The 19,711-nt window shown below is 67.3% G+C and carries 15 protein-coding genes; 7 read left to right on the plus strand and 8 right to left on the minus strand.

The genetic code is table 11. The features are described from left to right. Positions 1-6 precede the first annotated feature (6 nt). The 5 genes from CETAM_RS06640 to CETAM_RS06660 all read right to left on the minus strand — a co-directional run bounded on the left by CETAM_RS06640 (position 7) and on the right by CETAM_RS06660 (position 5,502). Positions 7-195, minus strand: a complete 189-nt coding sequence (locus CETAM_RS06640) for a ubiquitin-like protein Pup (RefSeq protein WP_156228134.1) — start codon at positions 193-195, stop codon at positions 7-9. 16 nt (positions 196-211) lie between these two features. Further along, complete coding sequence (dop, locus tag CETAM_RS06645) at positions 212-1,774, minus strand: depupylase/deamidase Dop (protein WP_156228136.1); 1,563 nt, start codon at positions 1,772-1,774, stop codon at positions 212-214. Between the two features lie 11 nt (positions 1,775-1,785). Beyond that, positions 1,786-3,294 carry a proteasome ATPase gene (gene arc / locus CETAM_RS06650; RefSeq protein WP_156228137.1) on the minus strand — a complete coding sequence of 503 codons (1,509 nt, stop codon included), beginning with the start codon at positions 3,292-3,294 and terminating at the stop codon, positions 1,786-1,788. A gap of 86 nt (positions 3,295-3,380) precedes the next feature. Continuing rightward, complete coding sequence (locus CETAM_RS06655; protein WP_156228138.1) at positions 3,381-4,217, minus strand: tRNA (adenine-N1)-methyltransferase; 837 nt, start codon at positions 4,215-4,217, stop codon at positions 3,381-3,383. A gap of 22 nt (positions 4,218-4,239) precedes the next feature. Continuing rightward, a complete protein-coding gene (locus tag CETAM_RS06660; protein ID WP_156228139.1) occupies positions 4,240-5,502 on the minus strand; it encodes a M18 family aminopeptidase in 1,263 nt (420 codons plus the stop codon). A 181-nt stretch (positions 5,503-5,683) separates the two neighbouring features. On the opposite strand from CETAM_RS06660, the gene CETAM_RS06665 reads away from it, so the two are divergent. From CETAM_RS06665 to CETAM_RS06695, 7 genes are all read left to right on the plus strand, one after another. Then, positions 5,684-6,631 (plus strand): TauD/TfdA dioxygenase family protein, encoded by a 948-nt coding sequence (locus CETAM_RS06665; RefSeq protein WP_156228140.1) that lies wholly within the window; start codon positions 5,684-5,686, stop codon positions 6,629-6,631. A gap of 107 nt (positions 6,632-6,738) precedes the next feature. After that, a complete protein-coding gene (locus CETAM_RS06670) occupies positions 6,739-8,271 on the plus strand; it encodes an ABC transporter substrate-binding protein (protein WP_156228141.1) in 1,533 nt (510 codons plus the stop codon). Between the two features lie 23 nt (positions 8,272-8,294). Continuing rightward, positions 8,295-9,254, plus strand: coding sequence for an ABC transporter permease (locus tag CETAM_RS06675; RefSeq protein ID WP_156228143.1), 960 nt, complete (start codon positions 8,295-8,297; stop codon positions 9,252-9,254). Beyond that, a complete protein-coding gene (locus CETAM_RS06680) occupies positions 9,251-10,093 on the plus strand; it encodes an ABC transporter permease (RefSeq protein WP_156228144.1) in 843 nt (280 codons plus the stop codon). The genes CETAM_RS06675 and CETAM_RS06680 overlap by 4 nt, the downstream gene beginning before the upstream one ends. 21 nt (positions 10,094-10,114) lie before the next feature. Further along, complete coding sequence (locus CETAM_RS06685) at positions 10,115-11,725, plus strand: dipeptide ABC transporter ATP-binding protein (protein ID WP_156228145.1); 1,611 nt, start codon at positions 10,115-10,117, stop codon at positions 11,723-11,725. A gap of 14 nt (positions 11,726-11,739) precedes the next feature. Continuing rightward, on the plus strand, positions 11,740-14,073 hold the full coding sequence (locus CETAM_RS06690) for an arylsulfatase (protein ID WP_156228146.1): 2,334 nt from the start codon (positions 11,740-11,742) through the stop codon (positions 14,071-14,073). A 49-nt stretch (positions 14,074-14,122) separates the two neighbouring features. Beyond that, a complete protein-coding gene (locus CETAM_RS06695) occupies positions 14,123-14,941 on the plus strand; it encodes a RecB family exonuclease (protein ID WP_156228147.1) in 819 nt (272 codons plus the stop codon). Here the strand turns inward: CETAM_RS06695 and CETAM_RS06700 are convergent. From CETAM_RS06700 to aspA, 3 genes are all read right to left on the minus strand, one after another. Further along, the gene (locus CETAM_RS06700; RefSeq protein WP_156228148.1) at positions 14,938-16,602 is read right to left on the minus strand and encodes a formate--tetrahydrofolate ligase; all 1,665 of its coding nucleotides are present in this window, start codon (positions 16,600-16,602) and stop codon (positions 14,938-14,940) included. The two genes, CETAM_RS06695 and CETAM_RS06700, sit on opposite strands and share 4 nt — an antisense overlap. A gap of 84 nt (positions 16,603-16,686) precedes the next feature. Next, entirely contained in the window at positions 16,687-17,997 is a 1,311-nt protein-coding gene (locus CETAM_RS06705) for an anaerobic C4-dicarboxylate transporter (RefSeq protein WP_156228149.1), read from the minus strand. Between the two features lie 158 nt (positions 17,998-18,155). Beyond that, complete coding sequence (aspA, locus tag CETAM_RS06710) at positions 18,156-19,655, minus strand: aspartate ammonia-lyase (RefSeq protein ID WP_156228150.1); 1,500 nt, start codon at positions 19,653-19,655, stop codon at positions 18,156-18,158. Positions 19,656-19,711: the final 56 nt, after the last annotated feature.

The following is a 19,711-nucleotide window of genomic DNA, read 5'->3' on the forward strand; positions in this document are numbered from 1 at the left end:
GAGCGACTACTGACCGCCCTTCTGCACGTACGAGCGGACGAACTCCTCGGCGTTAGTCTCGAGCAGCCCGTCGATCTCGTCGAGCAGATCGTCGGTGCCCGTGGTGTTCAGCTGGGCCTGCCCGGCACCGGTCTCGTGGGCGTCGTCGTTGTTCTCGCCGCCGCCGGCGGTCACCTGGGTCTGGGGTCCGGTCATGATGGGGTCTCCTTTGCTAGTGCTGGTGAGGCTTGTTGATGTCGGTCTTGTTGTGGTGGGTGATGTAGTGCTCGGCCTCGAGCCCGATCTGCGCCAGGCCGGCGAGCAGTTCGTCGGTGTTCCCGGCCGAGTTGATGATGTCCCCGACGTGCTCGCGGGTGAACTTGTCCACGTCGTTGGTCTGCAGGCGGGCGGTCCCGTCGCTGTACTTGATGATCATCGTCTGCCAGCTCGCGGCGATGACGTCCTCACCGAAACGGGCGGACACGGCGCCGCGGAACCAGGCGCGGGAATCGGCCGGCGGGGTCTGCGCGGCCTCCCGGATCTCCTCCTCGGTGGCCAGGGTGACCATGCGACCCTTGCGCACGAGTGCGTGGTACAGGGACTTCGCCGGGTCAATGTCGGCGTACTGCAGGTCGATGAGCTTGAGCTTGGGGTCGGCGATGTCGACGCCGCGGTCGAGGTAGCCCTTGATCAGGGCCCACTTGGCGGTCCAGTCGAGCAGGTGGGAGGTTCTGAGGGGGTCGTCGGAAAGCAGCTCCATGACCTCGCCCCACAGGGCGATGACGCGCTCGTCCACGTCGTCGCCCGCGGAGACGCGCGCGCGGTAGACGGCGAGGATCTCCAGGGCGGTGAGCTCGCGGCCGTCGCGGAGCATGAGACGGTGGGTGAGGGTGAGGTCGTGGGAGACGTTCTTGATCTCGGCGACCGGATCCTTCAGCCGCAGGTCGGAGAAGTCGACGCCGGCCTCGATGGCGTCGATGACCAGCTTGGTCATGCCGAGCTTGAGGAATGTCGAGGTCTGCGACATGTTGGCGTCGCCGACGATGGTGTGCAGGCGGCGGAACCGCACGGCGTTGGCGTGGGGCTCGTCGCGGGTGTTGACGATGCCGCGGTTGAGGGTGGTCTCCAGCGAGATCTCCTGGTGGAAGTAGTCCGCACGCTGGGAGATCTGGAAACCATCGCGCTCCCCTGCCTCGCCGATCCCGATGCGTCCGGCCCCGATGATGACGTTGCGGGTGACGAAGAACGGGATGAGCGCCTGGGTCAGCACCTCGAAGTCCGTCTCGCGCGAGTACTGGTAGTTCTCGTGCGCGCCGTAGGACGCTCCCTTGCCGTCGACGTTGTTCTTGTAGATCTTCAACGGCGGGCACGGGTCGTGGTGCAGGAGGACGGACATGCCCTGCCCGTACAGCTCGGCCACGTCCGCTGCGGCCTTGAGCAGGATGAGGTCCCCCGCGGCGTCGTAGACCATGGCGTCGTAGGCGTTGGACACCTCCGGGGAGGAGTACTCGGGGTGCGCGTGGTCGACGTAGAAGCGGGCGCCGTTGGTGGTGACCACGTTGGCGACACCCACCGCATCGGGCTCCACGACCGGCACCGTGCGGTAACGGCGCAGGTCGAAGCCGCGGGTGTCCCGGAGCGGGAACTCCTCCTCGTAGTCCCAGCGGGACCGGGCGCCGGTGTTCATCGCGGCGTACGCCACCACCGCGTGGGTGGAGGTGACGATGGGGCTCAGACCCGGGTTCCCGGGGGTGGAGATGCCGTATTCGGTCTCGGTACCCATGTATCTGCTCATGTTCAGTATTCCTAACCAATCACTCGTGCCTGGAGGACGCGCTTTCCGTGGCGCCCCGCGATCCGCGACCATTCATCCGGGTTCGCGGTGTTGGGCAGGTCCTCGCTCTCGTTCTGCTCGGTGGCGACCGCCTCCCGGATGTGCGCGACGGTCACACCCGCCTCGCTGACCCCCGCGAGATGGTCCTTGATGGCCAGCTTCTTCGCGCGGTCGACGATGTTGGCGATCATCGCGCCGGAGACGAAGTCCGAGTAGTCCAGGAGCTCGATCTCCCCGTCGACGAGGGTGAGCTCCACGTACGGTCGCGGCTCATAGAGCTTCTCGACGCCCGCCTCGATCAGCTCCGCCACCGGCACCGCATGCGGCACCCGGTCGGTGAGGTGGCGGGCGAAGATGTCCCGTGCGCCGTCCAGGGTGGGCCGCTGCACGCGGATCTTGACGTCCAGACGCCCCGGGCGCAACAGCGCGGGGTCGATGAGCTCCTCCCGGTTGGTGGCGCCGATGATGATGACGTTGGCGAGGTTCTCCACGCCGTCCATCTCGGTGAGCAGCTGCGGGACAATGGTGGTCTCCATGTCGGAGGAGACGCCGGAGCCGCGGGTGCGGAAGATCGACTCCATCTCGTCGAAGAAGATGATGACGGGGCGCCCCTCCTCCGAGAGCTCCCGGGCGCGCTCGAAGATCAGCCGGATGCGGCGCTCGGTTTCGCCGACGAACTTGTTCAGCAGCTCCGGACCCTTGACATTGAGGAAGTAGCTGGCTGAGCCGTCGCCGACCCGCGCGGACAGGGAGTTGGCCACCGCCTTCGCGATCAACGTCTTGCCGCAGCCGGGCGGGCCGTACAGGAGCACGCCCTTCGGCGGGCTGAGCTGGTAGTGGCGGTAGAGGTCCGGGTGGGAGAACGGCAGCTCGACGGCGTCCCGGATCTGGTCGATCTGCTCGTCCAGGCCACCGATGTCGGCGTAGGTGACGTCCGGGACCTCCTCCAGCGACAGCTGGGAGACCTCCGTCTTGGGGATGCGTTCCAGTGCCACCCCGGCCCGGGTGTCCACGAGCAGGGTGTCCCCGGCGCGCGCGGTCCCGCGCAGTGGCGTGGCCAGGCGCACCAGCTTCTCCTCGCCGGTGGAGTTGGCCACCAGGGCGCGGTTGTCGTCCATGCGCTCGGTGAGCATCCCGAGTTCGCCGGTGTCCGGGAAGCCGCAGGTTTCGACCACGATGGAGCCGTCGCCCAGGCGCACCAGCGTGCCGGGCACAAGCTGCGCCCGGTCGACGTGCGGGGACACCTTCAGGCGCATGCGGCGTCCGGAGGTGTAGACCTCGGCGTCGCGTCCGTTGTCGCTGTCCCCGAGGTGGACGCCGTAGGTGGAGGCGGGCTCCGCCAGGGCGTCGACCTGGGCGGAGAGGTCCTTGAGCCTGTCCCGGGATGCCTTGAGCAGCTGCGACAGTTTGGCGTTGCGGCTGCTCAGCGTCTGGATCTCACGCCTGAGGCCGGTGGGGTCCGTGGTCTGGGAGCTGTCCATGCCTCAACTGTAACCCCCGCCACCGTCCCTGCAGTCCATCCCCGGGCTATTGCCAGGGATACCTCTGGCGGTATGGGCTGCCGGACTTACTTGCGGGCGCGGCGCTGGGGGCGCGGCGGCATGACGCCGTCGGCGAGCCGGCGGGCCCAGACGAGGAACGCGGTGTGGGCGTTCATCCGGTGTTCCGGGCGGGTGGCCAGCCCCTCCACCTTCCACTCACGCACGAGTGACTCCCAGGCCTTCGGCTCCGTGAAGCACTGCTGCTCGCGGATGCCCTCCATGACCTTCATCAGCTGCGGGACGGTGGCCACGTAGGTCATGAACACGCCACCCGGGATGAGGGTGTTGCGTACCACGTCCAGGCACTCCCACGGCTCGACCATGTCCAGGATGACGCGGTCGACGGGGCCGCCGAGGTCATCGACCGTGACCTGGGTGAGGTCACCCAGGCGGGGGTCCCACGTCGCGGGGCGTCCGCCGAAGAATTCGTCGACGTTGGATTCGGCGAAGTCGAGGTGGTCCTCGCGGATCTCGTAGGAGATGAGCTTGCCGGTGGGGCCGATGGCGCGCAGCAGCGCCATCGACAGTGCGCCGGAACCGGCGCCGGCCTCCAGGACCCGCGCGCCGGGGAAGATGTCTCCCTCGATGAGGATCTGGGCGGAGTCCTTCGGGTAGATCACGGCCGCACCGCGGGGCATGGACAGGACGTGGTCGACCATGAGGTGCCGGAAGAGCAGGTAGTCCGAACCCAGGGAGGAGCGGACGACCGATCCTTCGTCCATTCCGATGATGTCGTCGTGGAGGATGAGACCCTTGTGGGTGTGGAACTTCTCCCCCGGGGTCAGGATGATGGTGAAGTGCCTGCGCTTGGCGTCGGTGAGCTGGACGCGGTCGCCGTACTGGAAGGGGCCGGAATTGGCCAAGGGGTGCTCCTTGCGGGGTGGATCAACGATTGATCAAGTATGCCTCAAGGGCGTCCACGAACCACACCTGGTCCGACACTCCCGCCAGCTCCCGGGCCGAGTGCATGGACAGCAGGGGCACGCCCACGTCCACCGTGGCGATGCCCAGACGGGTCGCGGTGATCGGGCCGATCGTTGAACCGCAGGGTACGGAGTTGTTGCCCACGAAGGTCTGGCTGGGCACCCCGGCCGCCCGGCAGGCGCGGCGCCACCGGGCGACGGTCTCGGCGTTGGAGGCGTAGCGCTGGTTGGCGTTGATCTTGAGCACCGGTCCGCCGTTGATCAGCGGGTGGTGGTCGGGGTCGTGCCTGGCGGCGTGGTTGGGGTGCACGGAGTGCGCGGCGTCCGCGGACACGCAGCTGGAGCGGGCGTACATGCGGCGCAGCCCGTCCCCGTCTGCTCCGAGGGCATGAGCGGTGCGGGTGAGCACGTCCTCGAGGATCGGCCCTGCGGCGCCGGTCGTGGTCGCGGAACCGACCTCCTCGTGGTCGAAGGCGGCGAGCACGAGGATGTCCGGTCCGGTGTCGCCGGACCCGATCGCGCGCAGCAGCGCCAGCAGCGAGGCGTGCACCGAGGTGAGGTTGTCCATCCTCCCCGCGGCGATGAGTTCGCCGTCCGCGCCGAAGATCTGCCCCGGCTGGGTGTCGCTGGTGATCAGCTCGAAGCCGTCGATGTCGTGCTTGTCGACGCCCGCCCGTGACGCCACCACGTCCAGCACCGACGGCGCCCCGTCCCCGGCCACCCCGATGATCGGCTGCATGTGCAGCTGCCGGTCCAGGGTCAGCTCCTTCGAACGGTCCAGGTGGACGGCGAGGTGCGGGATCCGGGCGATCGGGCCGGTGGAGACGAGGCGGACCGAGCCGTCGCCGAGCACGACCCGGCCGGCGAAGGTGAGCTCGCGGTCCAGCCAGGAGGCCAGGATCGGTCCGCCGTAGACCTCCACGCCGGCCTGTGCCCAACCGGAGTTGACCAGCTCCGGGGCGGGCTTGAGGGTGAAGCCGGGGGAATCGGTGTGTGAGCCGATGATCCGGAAGCCGGCGTCCGGGGTGGCGTCCTCCGGTACCCACCACGCCATCACCGCTCCCCCTCTCACCATGACGTGCCCGCCCGGGGTGGCGTCCCAGGGGGAGGTCTCGTCCTGCGGCGAGAATCCGGCGGCGATGAGCCTGTCGGCGACCACGCGTGCGGCGTGGAAGGAGCTGGGGCTGGCGGTGATGAATTTGATCAGGTCGAGCGTCTGGTTCATGCCTCCACCTAAGCAGAAACCCAGGTCGGGGTTCGATTCATTCAGGATGAAACATTCCGTTGAGCCGTCGGTGGGTCGCGGGCTTAACTGGTCACCAGATCGAAACAGACCGCTTGGTTCGCTTTGATCAGAAATTGCTGGACCGACCGGTTCATCGACATCTCCTGAAAGGCATACGGCCATGACCACCTCGCTCAGCACCATCACCACCACCCGCCTGGGGCACAACATCGGCGCCCTCATCGAGGGCATCCACCTCTCCGGCGACCTCTCCGACGCCGAGGTCGAGTACATCCGTACCGCCCTGGCCACCCACAAGGTCGTCGGCTTCCGTAATCAGCACCACGTCGACGACGACATCCAGTACGCCTTCGCCGAGCGTCTGGGCATCCCCACCCTCGCCCACCCGACGGTCACCTCCCGCGGGGTCGACCACCTCTCCATCGAAGGCGCCGCCAACTCCTGGCACACCGACGTCTCCTTCGTCGACCGCATCCCGAAGGCCTCCATCCTGCGCTCCCCCGTCATCCCCTCCTACGGCGGCGCCACCCAGTGGGCCAACACCGTCGCCGCCTACAACGGGCTGCCCGAGCCGCTGCGCATCCTCGCCGACAATCTCTGGGCACTGCACTCCAACGAATACGACTACGCCTCCGCGGGAATCGAGCCCGGCGTGCGTGGAGATGACTACCACAAGGAGTTCGTGAGCACCTACTACGAGACCGAGCACCCGGTCGTGCACGTCCACCCGGAGACCGGCGAGCGCGCACTGCTGCTCGGACACTTCGTCAGGGAGTTCCCCGGCCTGCGCCCCTACGAGTCCTCCGAACTGTTCCGCATCCTCCAGGAGCGCATCCTCAAGCCGGACAACACCTTCCGCTGGCAGTGGTCCGAGGGAGACCTCGTGATCTGGGACAACCACGCCACCCAGCACTACGGTTTCGCCGACTTCGGCGAACAGGCCCGTGTCGTCCGCCGCGTCACCCTCGCCGGAGCCGTCCCGACCTCCGTCCACGGCGAGAAGTCACGCTCCCTGCTCGGTGACGCCTCCCACTACTCACCGATCGAGGAGCCCCGTCCCATCCAGGACTTCCACGGCGATATCGCCGCCGTGCCCTCCCACGCCTGAGCCCCGCCTCCGACGCCCTCCGGCACCGCCCAGCCTGTGCACGCCTCATCACGGGGCGGGCGCGGGCTGACGCCCTGTGGATGCCCCACCCGACAAAGGAACTACCCATGACCACGAAGAACCGCGTACTGGCCGGCGTCACCGCCCTCCTGAGCACCCTTGTCCTCAGCTCCTGCACCTCAGCCGTGAGCCAGCAGGCCGCGGAAACTGCCGCCGACGGCGGCGGCACGATCCGCATCGGCGCCGCCCAGGACCTCAACCCCCAGGCCTTCTACTCCGGCCTGGTCACCCATACCGGCCTGGTCTACGACACGCTGACCAGCTACCGGCCGGACAACCTGGAACCCCAGCCCCGGCTGGCCACCTCGTGGACGGTGGCCGAGGACGGCCGTACGGTCACCCTCAACCTGCGCGAGGACGTCACCTTCCACGACGGCCGCCCCTTCACCTCGCAGGACGTGGAGTTCAGCCTGGTCAACTACTCCAACCCGGCCTACGCCGGCCAGTTGTTCCGGGTGGCCCAGGCGATCACCTCCTATGACAGCTCCGACCCCCACCGCATCACCCTGCAGTTGGCTCACCCGGTGAACAATCTCTTCGACCTGTTCGAGAACGTCCCCGTCATCGACCGGAACACCGTAGAACAGCTCCGGGCCGGCGAGCACTACAACGGCACCGGCCCCTTCCGTTTCGAGGAGTGGAAACCCGGCGCGCACACCTCCTACGAGGCGAACCCGGACTACTGGGACGGGGCCCCCAAGGTGGACGGCGTCGAGGTTGCGGTGGTTCCGGACCCCCAGACGCAGGTCTCGCAGCTGCGGGCCGGCCAGCTCGACCTCATCTCCGCGCAGCCACGCGACGTCGAGGCGCTCGGGGACGACCCGGCCTTCAACGTCGTCTCTCTGGAGGGGACGTCCAACGTCACCTACATCGGGGCCAATGTCACCGCCCCGGGGCTGGAGGACCCGCGCCTGCGTGAGGCGATCTCGCTCGCCGTCGACCGTGAGCGCATCCTCGAGGAGGTCTACCGCGGCCGTGCCCGCGCCTCCTCCCTGCCGTGGCCCGATTATTCCCCCGCCCACGACCCGGCCGCCGAGCTCCCCTCCCGTGACCTGGCGGCAGCGGAGGCACTCGTCGAGGACGTCGGGGAGATCCCGGAGATCCCGCTGACCATCCCCTCCGGGAGCCTCACGTACTCATCCGTCGCCGAAATAGTCGCGGACAACCTGGCGGAGATCGGGGTCAGGACCAGGATTGAACCCCTCGATCCCGCCGCCAACCTCAGCCACCTGATCAACGGCACCTACCCGGGTCTGTGGATTTACGGGCACACCTTCGCCCAGTACAACCCGTCGACGCTGGTGATCGCGGCCTTCCCCTTCAACTCCGAGAAGAACGCCTCCAACTTCCGCGACGAGGGCTACTCCCGCCATGCCACCGAGTCCTGGCGGACCTCCGACCCGGACAGCCCGGAGGCCCGCGATGCCTATGCCGCCCTCAACCGGGATCTGCTCGACCACAATTTCCTCATCGAACTCTCCGTCGTGGACACCGAGCTGCTCACCACGGGCAGCCTCCACGACGTCAAGTGGAACAAGCGCGGTCTCTACGACCTCTCAGACGCCTATTTCACTGGGTAGCAACCGGACGACCAAGGATCATCATGAATCATTTCCTGCTCCGCCGGGCCTCCTCGGCGCTCGGGGTCCTCCTCGTCGGGTCGATCCTCATCTTCTCCCTCATCCGCCTCATACCGGGGGATCCTGCCGAGTCACTCGCCGGTGTCGACGCCTCCCCCGAGGCCGTCGCCGCCATACGCGATGAACTGGGTCTCAACCGGCCGGCCATCAGCCAGTACTTCACCTGGATCGCCGGAATCCTCACCCTCGATCCGGGGCGATCACTGGTGATCGGAGGGGTCATCGCTGATCTGCTTGCCGACGCCGCCCTCAACACCGTCATCCTCACCGGTGCCGCCCTCCTGCTCGCCGTCGTGCTCGCGCTGGTGCTGAGCGTCGGCGCGGAACTCAGCGACAAACGGTGGGTGAAGAGCCTCTCCGACGCCCTCACCACCATCGCCGTCGCCGTGCCCAACTTCGTCACCGGCACAGTCCTGCTCCTCGTCTTCGGCGTGCTCCTGGCGCTACTGCCCGCAGGAGGGCTTCCGCGGGAGGGCCTGTTCTCCCGGCCGGACGTCACCCTGCAGTACCTCATCCTCCCGGCCGTGGTGCTGGCGCTGCCGGTCGCGGCCTCGCTCACCCGGTTCCTCAACGACGCCATCACCCGCGAACTCACCTCCTCCTACGTCACCACCGCCCGGGCGCTGGGCATCCCGCGCAGGCGCATCCTGCTCACTCAGGTGCTGCCGAACGCACTGCCCCCGGCCATCACCGTGCTCGGCCTGCAGATCGGTCACCTGCTGGGGGGTGCAGTCATCGTCGAGGCGCTCTTCGCCTGGCCGGGGTTGGGTCTGCTCACACAGCAGGCGATCACAGGACGTGACTACCCGCTGGTGCAGGTTCTGCTGCTGCTGTCCGTCGCGCTCTTCGTCACCATCCAGGTCATCACCGACCTCATCCACGCCCGCCTCGACCCCCGCCTCCGGATCGGAGCCCACACATGACCACCACGGCCTCCGGGAACACCGACTCCCGCAACGCATACCTGCATGCCCTCAGCCACGGGCGCGGCCTGGTGGGCGCCCTGCTCGTCTCCGCGGTGATCCTGCTGGGACTCCTCGGCCCCCTCCTCGCCCCCTACTCCCCGCTGGAGCAGATCCCCGGCGCGAACCTTCTCGGCCCCTCACCCGGGCACTGGCTGGGCACCGACGCCGTCAACCGGGACATCCTCTCCCGCACCCTCCACGGCATCCGCATCAACCTGGTCATCACGTTCGTGGCCGTGCCGGTCGGCGCCGTCGTCGGCAGTCTGCTCGGCCTGGCGTCCGCCACCTGGCGACACACCGACACCGTGGTACAACGCCTCTTCGATCTCATGCTCGCCTTCCCCACGATCATCCTGGGCATCGCCCTGACGGTCATCCTCGGGGCGGGCCCGGGAACCGTCTTCCTCGTCGTGGTGCTCGCGGAGATCCCCGTGTTCGGACGACTCATGCGTACCCAGGCACTCCGGGTCCGCGAACTGCCCTACGTCGACTCCGCCACCGTCGTCGGCGCCGGTCGGCTGTGGGTGCTGCGCCGGCACCTGCTGCCCAACAGCATCGACCCCCTCCTGGTCCAACTCACCATCGCCATGGCGGTCGGCGTCTTCATCGAAGGTGCCCTGAGCTTTCTCGGCCTCGGCATCGCCCCGCCGACGCCCTCCCTGGGTTCGCTGATCAACGAGGGCGCCAGGTACGCCTTCCACGCCCCGTTCTTCGCCGTCGGCCCGTTGGTGGTCGTCATCGCCCTCACCCTCGGTCTCATGCTCATCTCCCAGTCACTGTCCCGCCGCATCCGCTGACCCAGGTAAGGAATCCCCCTCATGGCCCCTCCGCTTCTGTCCATCCGTGACCTGCACATCACCTTCGCCCAGCCCCGACCCGCTGTCGAGAAGATCGACCTGGACGTCCACGCCGGTGAGATGCTCGCCCTCGTCGGCGAATCCGGTTCCGGGAAATCGATGACCGCCCGTGCGGCGATCGGTCTGCTGCCGCCGGGGGCCACCGCCACCGGCTCGGTGAAGTTCCACGGCCTCGAGCTGCTCGGTGCGCAGGAATCCGTCCTCGACGCCCACCGCGGGCGTTCCATCGCCCTGGTCTTCCAGGACCCCCAGTCGGCGCTCAACCCGGTGAAGCGGATCGGCTGGCAGATCGGCGAGGCCATCCGCGCGCACCGCTCGGCCCCCTCTCTCGAGGTCGAGGAGCACGCCATCGAGCTGCTGACACAGGTCGAGCTGCCCGACCCGGCATCGTTGGTGGGCAAGTATCCGCACCAGCTCTCCGGCGGTCAGAAACAACGCGTGGCCATCGCCCTGGCCCTGGCCAATGATCCGGAGCTTCTCATCGCCGATGAGCCCACCACCGCCCTCGACGTCACCGTGCAGGAGGAGATCCTCAGCCTGCTCAGGAGCATCAGCTCCCGTCGGGGCACCGGCGTCCTGCTCATCACCCACAACATGGGCGTCGTGGCGCAGTACGCCGACCGGGTCGCGGTCCTTCGCGAGGGCCGCGTCCTGGAGACCGACACCACCGCCGCCCTCTTCACCGACCCGCAGCACCCCTACACCCGGCAGCTTCTCGACGCCGTCCCCACCCTCGACCGCACGGCGCCTGCGGGGCCCGGCGCGGCGGCGTCGGAAAGCGACATCCACCTGACTGTCGAGAACGTCGCGGTGACCTACCCCGCGGCCGGCGGCACCCCACCGTTCCAGGCGCTCCGGGGCGTGACGCTGTCCGTCCGGCGGGGCGAGGTGCTCGGGGTGGTCGGTGAATCCGGCTCCGGCAAGACGACTCTCGGCCGGGTCGTCACCGGTCTCATCGCACCCGGCACCGGCATGGTGCGGCTCGACGGACGCGACCTGCACGGCCTGTCCCGGGGCGAACTCCGGCGCCTGCGGCGGGAGCTCGCGTTCATCCCGCAGGATCCGGCGGCCTCGCTCAACCCACGTCGCACCATCGCCGACTCCATCCGTGAGCCCCTCGACGTCCACCGCATCGGCGACCGGGCGGCCCGCGGTCGACGGGTCACCGAGCTTCTCCACGCCGTCTCGCTCCCCGTCTCCTTCGCCCGGCGGTACCCCGACGAACTGTCCGGTGGCCAACGCCAGCGCGTGGCCATCGCCAGGGCCCTGGCGCTCACGCCGAGGTTGATCGTCGCGGACGAACCCACCAGCGCCCTCGACGTCTCCGTGCAGGCCGAGGTCATCGACCTGTTCCGGCGGCTCCAGGCGGAACTCGGATTCGCCGCGATCTTCATCAGCCACGACCTGGCCGTCATCGGACAGGTCGCCGACAAGGTCGCCGTCCTGCGTCACGGGGAAATCCTCGAGTACGACGACACCTCCACCGTCTACGGCTCCCCCACCACCGACTACACACGCCGGCTGCTGGACGCCGTACCTGCCCCTCGCCTGCCTGCCCTCGCCCTCACCTGACACAGGAATCACCCATGACAGACTCCACCATCCCTCCCCACGCCCGCGGTTACGAGGACTTCGGCGGCACCATCGGCCGCACCTTCGCGGACTCGATCCCCGCCTGGCCCGCCGAACGCCGTGCCCCGGAAGGCTCCCCGAACATTGTCCTGGTGCTTCTCGACGACATGGGCTACAGCGACATCAGCCCCTTCGGCGCCGAGATCGACACCCCCCACCTCGCCCGCCTGGCGGAGACGGGTTTCCGCCTGACCAACTACCACACCACCCCGGTGTGCTCCCCCGCCCGGGCCGCAGCCCTGACCGGCCTCAACCCGCACCGGGCAGGCTTCGCCAGCGTGGCAAACTCCGATCCCGGATACCCCGGTTTCCGGCTCGAACTCGCGGAAGACGTGGCCACCCTCCCCGAAATCCTCCGCGGCCACGGATACGCCACCTACGGCATCGGCAAATGGCACCTGACCCGCGACTCGCTGCTCAACGCCGCCGCCGACAAGTCCACCTGGCCCATCCAACGCGGTTTCGACCAGTACTACGGCGCCCTGGAGGCCTTCAACTCCTTCTTCCACCCCAATCAGATTGTCCGCGACAACACGATCATCCAGCGCGAGGACACCCCCGAGGGCTATTACCTGACCGATGACTACACCGATCAGGCACTCCAGTACATCAAGGGGCTGCGCGCCTCGGACTCCCTCAAACCCTTCTTCCTCTACTTCGCGCACACCGCGATGCACGGCCCGCACGGGGCGAAACCCGAGGACATCGCCAAGTACCGGGGAACCTACGGCAAGGGTTGGGATGAGGTCCGACGCACCAGGTATGAACAGCAGCTGGCGGAGGGCATTCTTCCTGAGGGCACGCAGCTGCCGGAGGCCGTGGGGCGACTCGGCCGGAGGATCCCGGAATGGGAGAGCCTCGATGAGCTGACCCGCGACCGCTACGCCCGCTACATGGAGGTCTACGCCGCCATGGTCGACAACGTCGACCAGAATCTGGGGCGCATCACCGGTCTCCTCGAGGAGCTCGGTGAACTGGACAACACCATCATCATCTTCACCTCCGACAACGGCGGTACCGCGGAGGGTGGCGCCGAAGGGACCCGTTCCTACTACTCGCGATTCCTCCACCTCCCGGGTGTTCCCGCCGACTTCGACCGTGACGTGGACATCGACCCGAACCTGATCGGCGGACCCCGGACGATGACGCACTACCCGGAGGGTTGGGCCAATGCCTCAAACACACCCTTCCGCCACTACAAGGGGCAGACCTATGCGGGTGGTATCCGAGTCCCGCTGATCGTCTCCTGGCCGCAGGGGCTCGCGCGTGAGGCCGACGACGATGGCATCCGCACCCAGTACCAGTACGTCACCGACCTCACCCCCACGCTGCTGGAGCTGGCCGGACTCCCCCACCCCGGGACCCGTCGGAACCTGCCTGCCAAGGAGGTCGACGGAGCCAGCTTCGCCTCCATCCTCCCCGCTCGTGACGCCCCGAGCACACATCCGGAGCAGTACACGGAGTTCGGAGGCAACCGGGGCTTCTACCGCGAGGGCTGGAAGATCGTGGCCGACCACGAACCGGGCGTGCCTCTTGACGACGGCCACTGGGAGCTCTACCACGTGGCCGAGGACCCCAACGAGCTCCACGATGTCGCCGCGGAGCATCCCGGGAAACTCCGTGAACTCGCCGCCGGCTGGGAACACGCGGCATGGCACAACACCGTCTTCCCGGTGGACGACAGATCCTCACTCTCGAGTGCACTGCGCAGACCTGCAGAGGCGGAGTTCGAGAAACCCGTCACCTTGTTGCCGGGAACCCCGAAACTGGAACGTTACCGCTCCTCGAAACTGACCACGCTGCGCAACTTCGAGGTGGAGGTGCGGCTGCAATTCTCACCCGGCGACGAGGGGATCCTCGTCGCCCACGGTGACCAGGGCGGTGGTTACGCCCTCTACATCAGAAACGGCCACCTCTACTTCGTGCTCAACGAATACGGCCGGCTCCATGACGTCGACGCCGGCCCGCTGGAGCCCGGCGCGCGGCGGATCACCCTGCGCACGACACTGCACCCGGGGTTCCGGGCCGAACACCTGGTCGCCGTCGACGGTGACACTGCGACGAGATTGCGGGACGTCTGGGCGCTGATCGGGTTCGCGCCGTTCAGCGGCGTCGATGTCGGCCTCAACCGCGGTGGTCCCGTCCACTGGGGCCTGCACGAGGAACACGGACCCTTCGCCTACAGCGGACAACTGGAGTCCGTGCGCTACATCCCCGGTGACAAGGCCCCCTATGACCCGGAGGTGTTGGCCACCCTGGAACGGGACACCGAGTCAGCCGGGGACTGACGCTCGTGTGCCGGATCGGTGCGCAGAATCAGTTAAGGTCTCAGTCATCATGACCTCTTCCGTTCCCCGCCCGCTCGCCCTGTCCCCCTCCCGTGCCTCTGACTACCGGCAGTGCCCGCTGCTCTACCGGCTCCGGGCCATCGACCGGTTGCCGGAACCGAAGACGGTTCCCCAGGTGAAGGGCAATCTGGTCCACTCGGTACTCGAGCACATGCACGCCCAGCCGCGTGAGGAGCGTACCTATCAGGCCGCGGTGAAACAGCTCAAACCGCACTGGGCACGCATGGCCGGGGAGGACGCGGAGCTCGACGAGCTGGTGCCCTCGGACTCGCTCATGGACTTCCTCGTCGAGTGCCGCACCCTGCTGCGCGGCTATTTCGAGATGGAGAATCCCCAGGGTTTCGACGCCCACGCCGTGGAGATGTACGTCAACACCGTCCTGCCCAACGGCGTGCCGGTCCGCGGCTTCATCGACCGCGTCGACGTCGCACCCACCGGCGAGGTCCGCGTCGTCGACTACAAGACCGGCAAGAAGCCGTTGCCCCGTTACAGCCACGACGCCCAGTTCCAGATGCGTTTCTACGCTCTGGTGTACTGGCGTCTCCATGGCGTGATCCCCCACCAGCTGCGTCTGATGTACCTCAAGGTCCTCGACTCGATGTTCCTCACCCCCTCCAAGGAGGAACTCGAGTACTTCGAACGCGATCTGGGTGACCTGTGGGCGAAGATCGAGGGCGACGGCAAGGCCGGGCGCTTCCGCCCCACAAAGTCGAAGCTGTGCGGCTGGTGTTCCTTCCAGTCCGTCTGCCCCGAGTTCGGCGGAAACCCGCCGGAGTATCCGGGTTGGCCCGGCTCAACGGCGCACTAGAACAGGCCCGAGATCTTTCCGTTGACGTCGATGTCGATGCCGTCGGCGGCCGGCCTGTTCGGCAGGCCCGGCATGGTCATCACAGCACCGGTCAGTGCCACGATGAAACCCGCGCCGGTGCGCGGAATGAGCTCACGAACGTGCAGGGTGTGGCCGGTCGGGGTGCCCAGCCGGGTGGGGTCGTCGCTGAAGGAGTACTGCGTCTTGGAGATGCACACCGGCAGGCGGTCCCAGCCGTGTTCCTTGAGCACCGCCAGATCCTTCAGCGCCCGGGGCGAGTATTCGACGCGGTCGGCGCGGTAGATGCGCTTCGCGATGGTCTCGATGGATTTTTCCACGCCCTCCGAAGGGTCGTAGAGCTCCGTCGACTCCTTCGAGAGATTGTCCAGAACCAGGCGGGCCAGGTCCTCGGCGCCTTCGCCGCCCTTCGCCCAGACCTCGACCTCGGCGAGTGGGACGTGGAAGTCCTTCGCCCACGCCTTCATGAACTCGCGCTCCGACGGGGTGTCCGAGGTGAACAGGTTGACCGCCACCACCGGGGTCACGCCGAACTGCTGGATGTTGGAGACGTGGCGGGCGAGGTTCTTCACCCCGGCCTTCAGGTGGTGCAGGTCCTCGCGGGTCAGTTCCTCCCGGGGCATGCCGCCGTTGTACTTCAGCGACCGGATCGTCGCGACGATCACTGCGCCGTGAACGTCCAGGTCACCGTAGCGGGCCTTGATGTCGAAGAACTTCTCCGCACCCAGGTCGGAACCGAACCCGGCCTCCGTGAGCACCACATCCGCATGCTGGAGGGCCACCCGGGTGGCGATCAGCGAGTTGCAGCCGTGCGCGATGTTGGCGAAGGGGCCGCCGTGGACGTAGGCGGGGGTGCCGCCCAGGGTCTGCACGAGATTGGGGTTGATGGCCTCCTTCATCAGTGCAGCCAGAGCGCCGGTGGCGCCGAGTTCACCCGCGGTGACCGGCTCGTTGTCGAAGGTGAAGGCGACGGTCAGACGGCTCAGGCGCTCCTTGAGGTCCGCGAGGTCGGTGGCGAGGCACAGGACAGCCATGATTTCCGACGCCGCCGTGATGGTGAAGCCCGTCTCGCGGGGGGTGCCGTGCACCGGACCGCCCAGGCCGGTGACGATGTCGCGCAGGGAACGGTCGTTGACGTCGAGGCAGCGCTGCCACACGATCCGGCGGGAGTCGATGCCCAGGACGTTGCCCTGATGGACGTGGTTGTCCACGATCGCAGCCAGGGTGTTGGTGGCCGCGGAGATCGCGTGGAAGTCACCGGTGAAATGAAGGTTGATCTCCTCCATCGGCACGATCTGCGAGTAGCCACCACCCGCGGCGCCACCCTTCAGCCCCATCACCGGACCCTGCGAGGGCTCCCGGAGTGCTGCCGCGGCCTTCTTGCCCAGCCGCGTCATGGCGTCGGTCAGCCCGATGAGCACGGTGGACTTGCCCTCGCCGGCCGGCGTCGGGGAGATGCCGGTGACAAGGATGAGCTTTCCCCTGCGCTGCGCGGGGGCCAGGCGGGTGATGTCCACCTTGGCCTTGTTCCTGCCGTAGGGGATGACGGCCTCCGGAGGAATGCCCGCCCTGGCGGCGATGTCCTCGATCGGCTCGAGGGTGTGGGCCTGGGCAATTGCTACGTCGGTGAGAGGTTGGGCCATGTCAAACAGACTACTTTCCGGAGCAGGTTTGTGGATGGTCGGGACAATCGAGGGTGAACGCGGATGCACGGGGCTCGCCATCGATCAGATGAGCACCGCGCCGATGCCGTAGGCCAGCAGGACGGACAGGGTGATGTTGACCATGCCGGGGATGAGGAAGGGGTGGTCGAAGACGAACTTACCGATGCGGGTCGAGCCGGTGTCGTCCATCTCCACAGCCGCCAGCAGAGTCGGGTAGGTGGGGAGGACGAACAGTGCGGACACGGCGGGGAAGGCGGCGACCGCGGTGAGCGGGGCGACGCCGATGGCCAGGGCAGCCGGGATGAGTGCCTTGGCGGTCGCGGCCTGGGAGTACAGCAGCGAGGCGGCGAAGAAGAGGACCACGGCGAGCAGCCACGGGCTGGCGGAGAGGACGTCACCGGCCAGGACCTGGATCTCATCGATGTAGTGGTTGATGAAGGTGGTGCCCAGCCAGGCGACACCCAGCACACAGATCGAGGCGGACATGCCGGAACGGAACACCTGGGTCTTGAGGATCTCGTCCGCCGGGATGCGGAGGGTCAGGACCATGACGGCGGCGGCGGCGAGCATGATGGCCATGATGGCCTCGTTACGCGGCAGGGTCGGCTCGGAGATGAGCCCGACCTGCTCGGAGATGGCCGTGGCGTAGCCCATGACCGCCAGGATGGCGGCGAGGAAGATCCACACCGACGCCTTCGCGCCGGGCCGGGGCTGCCAGTTGCCCGGGCCCTTCGGCTCGCGGACCAGGCCCTTGGCCAGGCGGTCCCGGTAGACGGGGTCGTCGATGAGCTCCTTGCCCATGCGGTTGGTGAGCAGGGCCGTCGGGAAGATGGAGAGGAACGTCGCCGGGATCATGATCCCCAGCAGGGTGAGGTAGCTGACACCGAGGGGTTCGAGGACGGAGGCCATGAACACGACTGCGGCGGATATCGGCGAGGCGACGATCGCCATCTGGGAGGCGATGACCGCGATGGACAGGGGACGGGACGGACGGACGCCGCCCTCCTTGGCCACCTCGATGATGACCGGGAGTGTGGAGAACGCGGTGTGCCCGGTGCCCGCGAAGACGGTCATCAGCCAGGTGACCACCGGGGCCCACAGGGTGATCTGCCTCGGATTGCGGCGCAGGAAACGCTCGGCGACGTGGACGAGGTAGTCCATGCCGCCGGCACGCTGCATCGCGGAGATCGCGGCGATGACGCACATGATGATGCCGATGACGTCGAAGGGGATGTCTTCGGCGGTGACCGGCACACCGGTCACGCTGAGGAGAAGGACGCCCAGGCCACCGGCGAAACCGATGGCGATGGAGCCCAGTCGGGCGCCGAGAACGATGGCGCCCAGGACGATGATGATCTGGAGGGCTAGGAGCATATGCGCAGACTTTCTCGGGCGTGATAGTTAGGTACTATCAAATACATTAGGGTTTGATTCTTCCCGGCACCTAAATAATCCGCACAAAAAAGCCCGTCTGTGTGGAATCCCACACAGACGGGTACTGCTCCCCCTCCGGACTGGCCGGACTCAGCCGACTACTGGCCGTCCAGGTAGAGCTTGCCGCGAAACACCGGGTGCATGAGGTTCTCCTTGCTCAGCACCTTGTCCAGGGTGTCTGCGTCCATGAGGCCGCGCTCCAGGACGATCTCCTTGATGGAGCGGCCCGTCTCGGCGGCCTCGCGGGCCACCAGGTCACCGTTGTGGTGGCCGATGAACGGATTGAGGTAGGTGACGATGCCGATCGAGTTCTCCACGAACGCGCGGCACACCTCGGGGTTGGCGGTGATGCCTTCGACACACTTCTCACGCAGGGTGGTCGCGGCGTTGCCCAGGATCCTGATGGACTGGAACAGGGACTCGGCGATGACCGGCTCCATGACGTTCAGCTGCAGCTGACCGGCCTCGGCGGCCATGGTCACGGTGATGTCGTTGCCGAACACCTTGTAGCAGACCTGGTTGACCACCTCGGGGATGACCGGGTTGACCTTGCCCGGCATGATCGAGGAACCGGCCTGACGCGGCGGCAGGTTGATCTCATTGAGGCCGGTGCGCGGGCCGGAGGACAGCAGACGCAGGTCGTTGCAGATCTTCGACAGCTTCATCGCCGCCCGCTTGACCCCGGAGTGCGCGTGGACGTAGGCGCCCGTATCGCTGGTCGCCTCGATGAGGTCCAGCGCGGACTTGATCTCCAGGCCGGTGACCTCAGCGAGTGTCGCGGTGACCTGGTGGCGGTAACCCGGCGGGGTGTTCACCCCGGTGCCGACCGCGGTGGCGCCCAGGTTGATTTCCAGGAGACGGTCGGCGGCGTTGCGGAGAACGGCCTGTTCCTCGGCCAGGTTGTGGGCGAAGGCGTTGAACTCGTCGCCCAGAGTCATGGGTACGGCGTCCTGCAACTGGGTGCGCCCCATCTTGAGGATGTCCTGGAACTCGCGGCCTTTCGCCCGGAACGCCTTCTGCAGATCCTCACCCTGCTGAATCAGGGTGTTGAGGGCGGCATGGAGCCCCAGGCGGAAACCCGTCGGGTAGGCGTCGTTCGTGGACTGGGACATGTTGACGTCATCGTTGGGGTTGATGATGTCATAGCGGCCCTTCTCCTCCCCCAGGTACTCCAGCGCCAGGTTCGCGATGACCTCGTTGACGTTCATGTTCACGGAGGTGCCCGCACCACCCTGGAACACGTCCAGCGGGAACTGGTCCATGCACCGGCCCTCGAAGAGGATCTGGTCGCAGGCCCACACGATGGCCTCGTGCTTCTTCGCCGGCAGGGTGTGCAGCTGGCGGTTCGCCATGGCGGCCGCCTTCTTCACCTGCACGAGGCCATGGATGAACTCCGGCAGGTGGTTGATCGTGGTGCGTGAGATCTGGAAGTTGTCCAGCGCGCGCATGGTGTGGATGCCGTAATAGGCGTCGGCTGGAACCTCGAGCTGACCGAGGAGATCCTCCTCGGTCCGGGTCTTGCGGGCGACCGTCTTGGACCGGGTCTCGGTCGACGGGCTGGCAGAGACGTCTGTGGACTTCTCCGTGGGATTCGCCATAGTGGTGCGGGTTCCTCTCACTCATCAAGCTCGGGTAGTGAATCCGGATCGATTCA

It is taken from the genome of Corynebacterium comes, from assembly GCF_009734405.1.
GTDB lineage: Bacteria > Actinomycetota > Actinomycetes > Mycobacteriales > Mycobacteriaceae > Corynebacterium > Corynebacterium comes.

What these genes read in the sequence shown, in the direction of transcription:
- CETAM_RS06640 (WP_156228134.1), bottom strand. Translation starts at nt 195, where the DNA reads ATGACCGGACCCCAGACCCAGGTGACCGCCGGCGGCGGCGAGAACAAC.
- dop (WP_156228136.1), bottom strand. Translation starts at nt 1,774, where the DNA reads ATGAGCAGATACATGGGTACCGAGACCGAATACGGCATCTCCACCCCC.
- arc (WP_156228137.1), bottom strand. Translation starts at nt 3,294, where the DNA reads ATGGACAGCTCCCAGACCACGGACCCCACCGGCCTCAGGCGTGAGATC.
- CETAM_RS06660 (WP_156228139.1), bottom strand. Translation starts at nt 5,502, where the DNA reads ATGAACCAGACGCTCGACCTGATCAAATTCATCACCGCCAGCCCCAGC.
- CETAM_RS06665 (WP_156228140.1), top strand. Translation starts at nt 5,684, where the DNA reads ATGACCACCTCGCTCAGCACCATCACCACCACCCGCCTGGGGCACAAC.
- CETAM_RS06670 (WP_156228141.1), top strand. Translation starts at nt 6,739, where the DNA reads ATGACCACGAAGAACCGCGTACTGGCCGGCGTCACCGCCCTCCTGAGC.
- CETAM_RS06675 (WP_156228143.1), top strand. Translation starts at nt 8,295, where the DNA reads ATGAATCATTTCCTGCTCCGCCGGGCCTCCTCGGCGCTCGGGGTCCTC.
- CETAM_RS06680 (WP_156228144.1), top strand. Translation starts at nt 9,251, where the DNA reads ATGACCACCACGGCCTCCGGGAACACCGACTCCCGCAACGCATACCTG.
- CETAM_RS06685 (WP_156228145.1), top strand. Translation starts at nt 10,115, where the DNA reads ATGGCCCCTCCGCTTCTGTCCATCCGTGACCTGCACATCACCTTCGCC.
- CETAM_RS06690 (WP_156228146.1), top strand. Translation starts at nt 11,740, where the DNA reads ATGACAGACTCCACCATCCCTCCCCACGCCCGCGGTTACGAGGACTTC.
- CETAM_RS06695 (WP_156228147.1), top strand. Translation starts at nt 14,123, where the DNA reads ATGACCTCTTCCGTTCCCCGCCCGCTCGCCCTGTCCCCCTCCCGTGCC.
- CETAM_RS06700 (WP_156228148.1), bottom strand. Translation starts at nt 16,602, where the DNA reads ATGGCCCAACCTCTCACCGACGTAGCAATTGCCCAGGCCCACACCCTC.
- CETAM_RS06705 (WP_156228149.1), bottom strand. Translation starts at nt 17,997, where the DNA reads ATGCTCCTAGCCCTCCAGATCATCATCGTCCTGGGCGCCATCGTTCTC.
- aspA (WP_156228150.1), bottom strand. Translation starts at nt 19,655, where the DNA reads ATGGCGAATCCCACGGAGAAGTCCACAGACGTCTCTGCCAGCCCGTCG.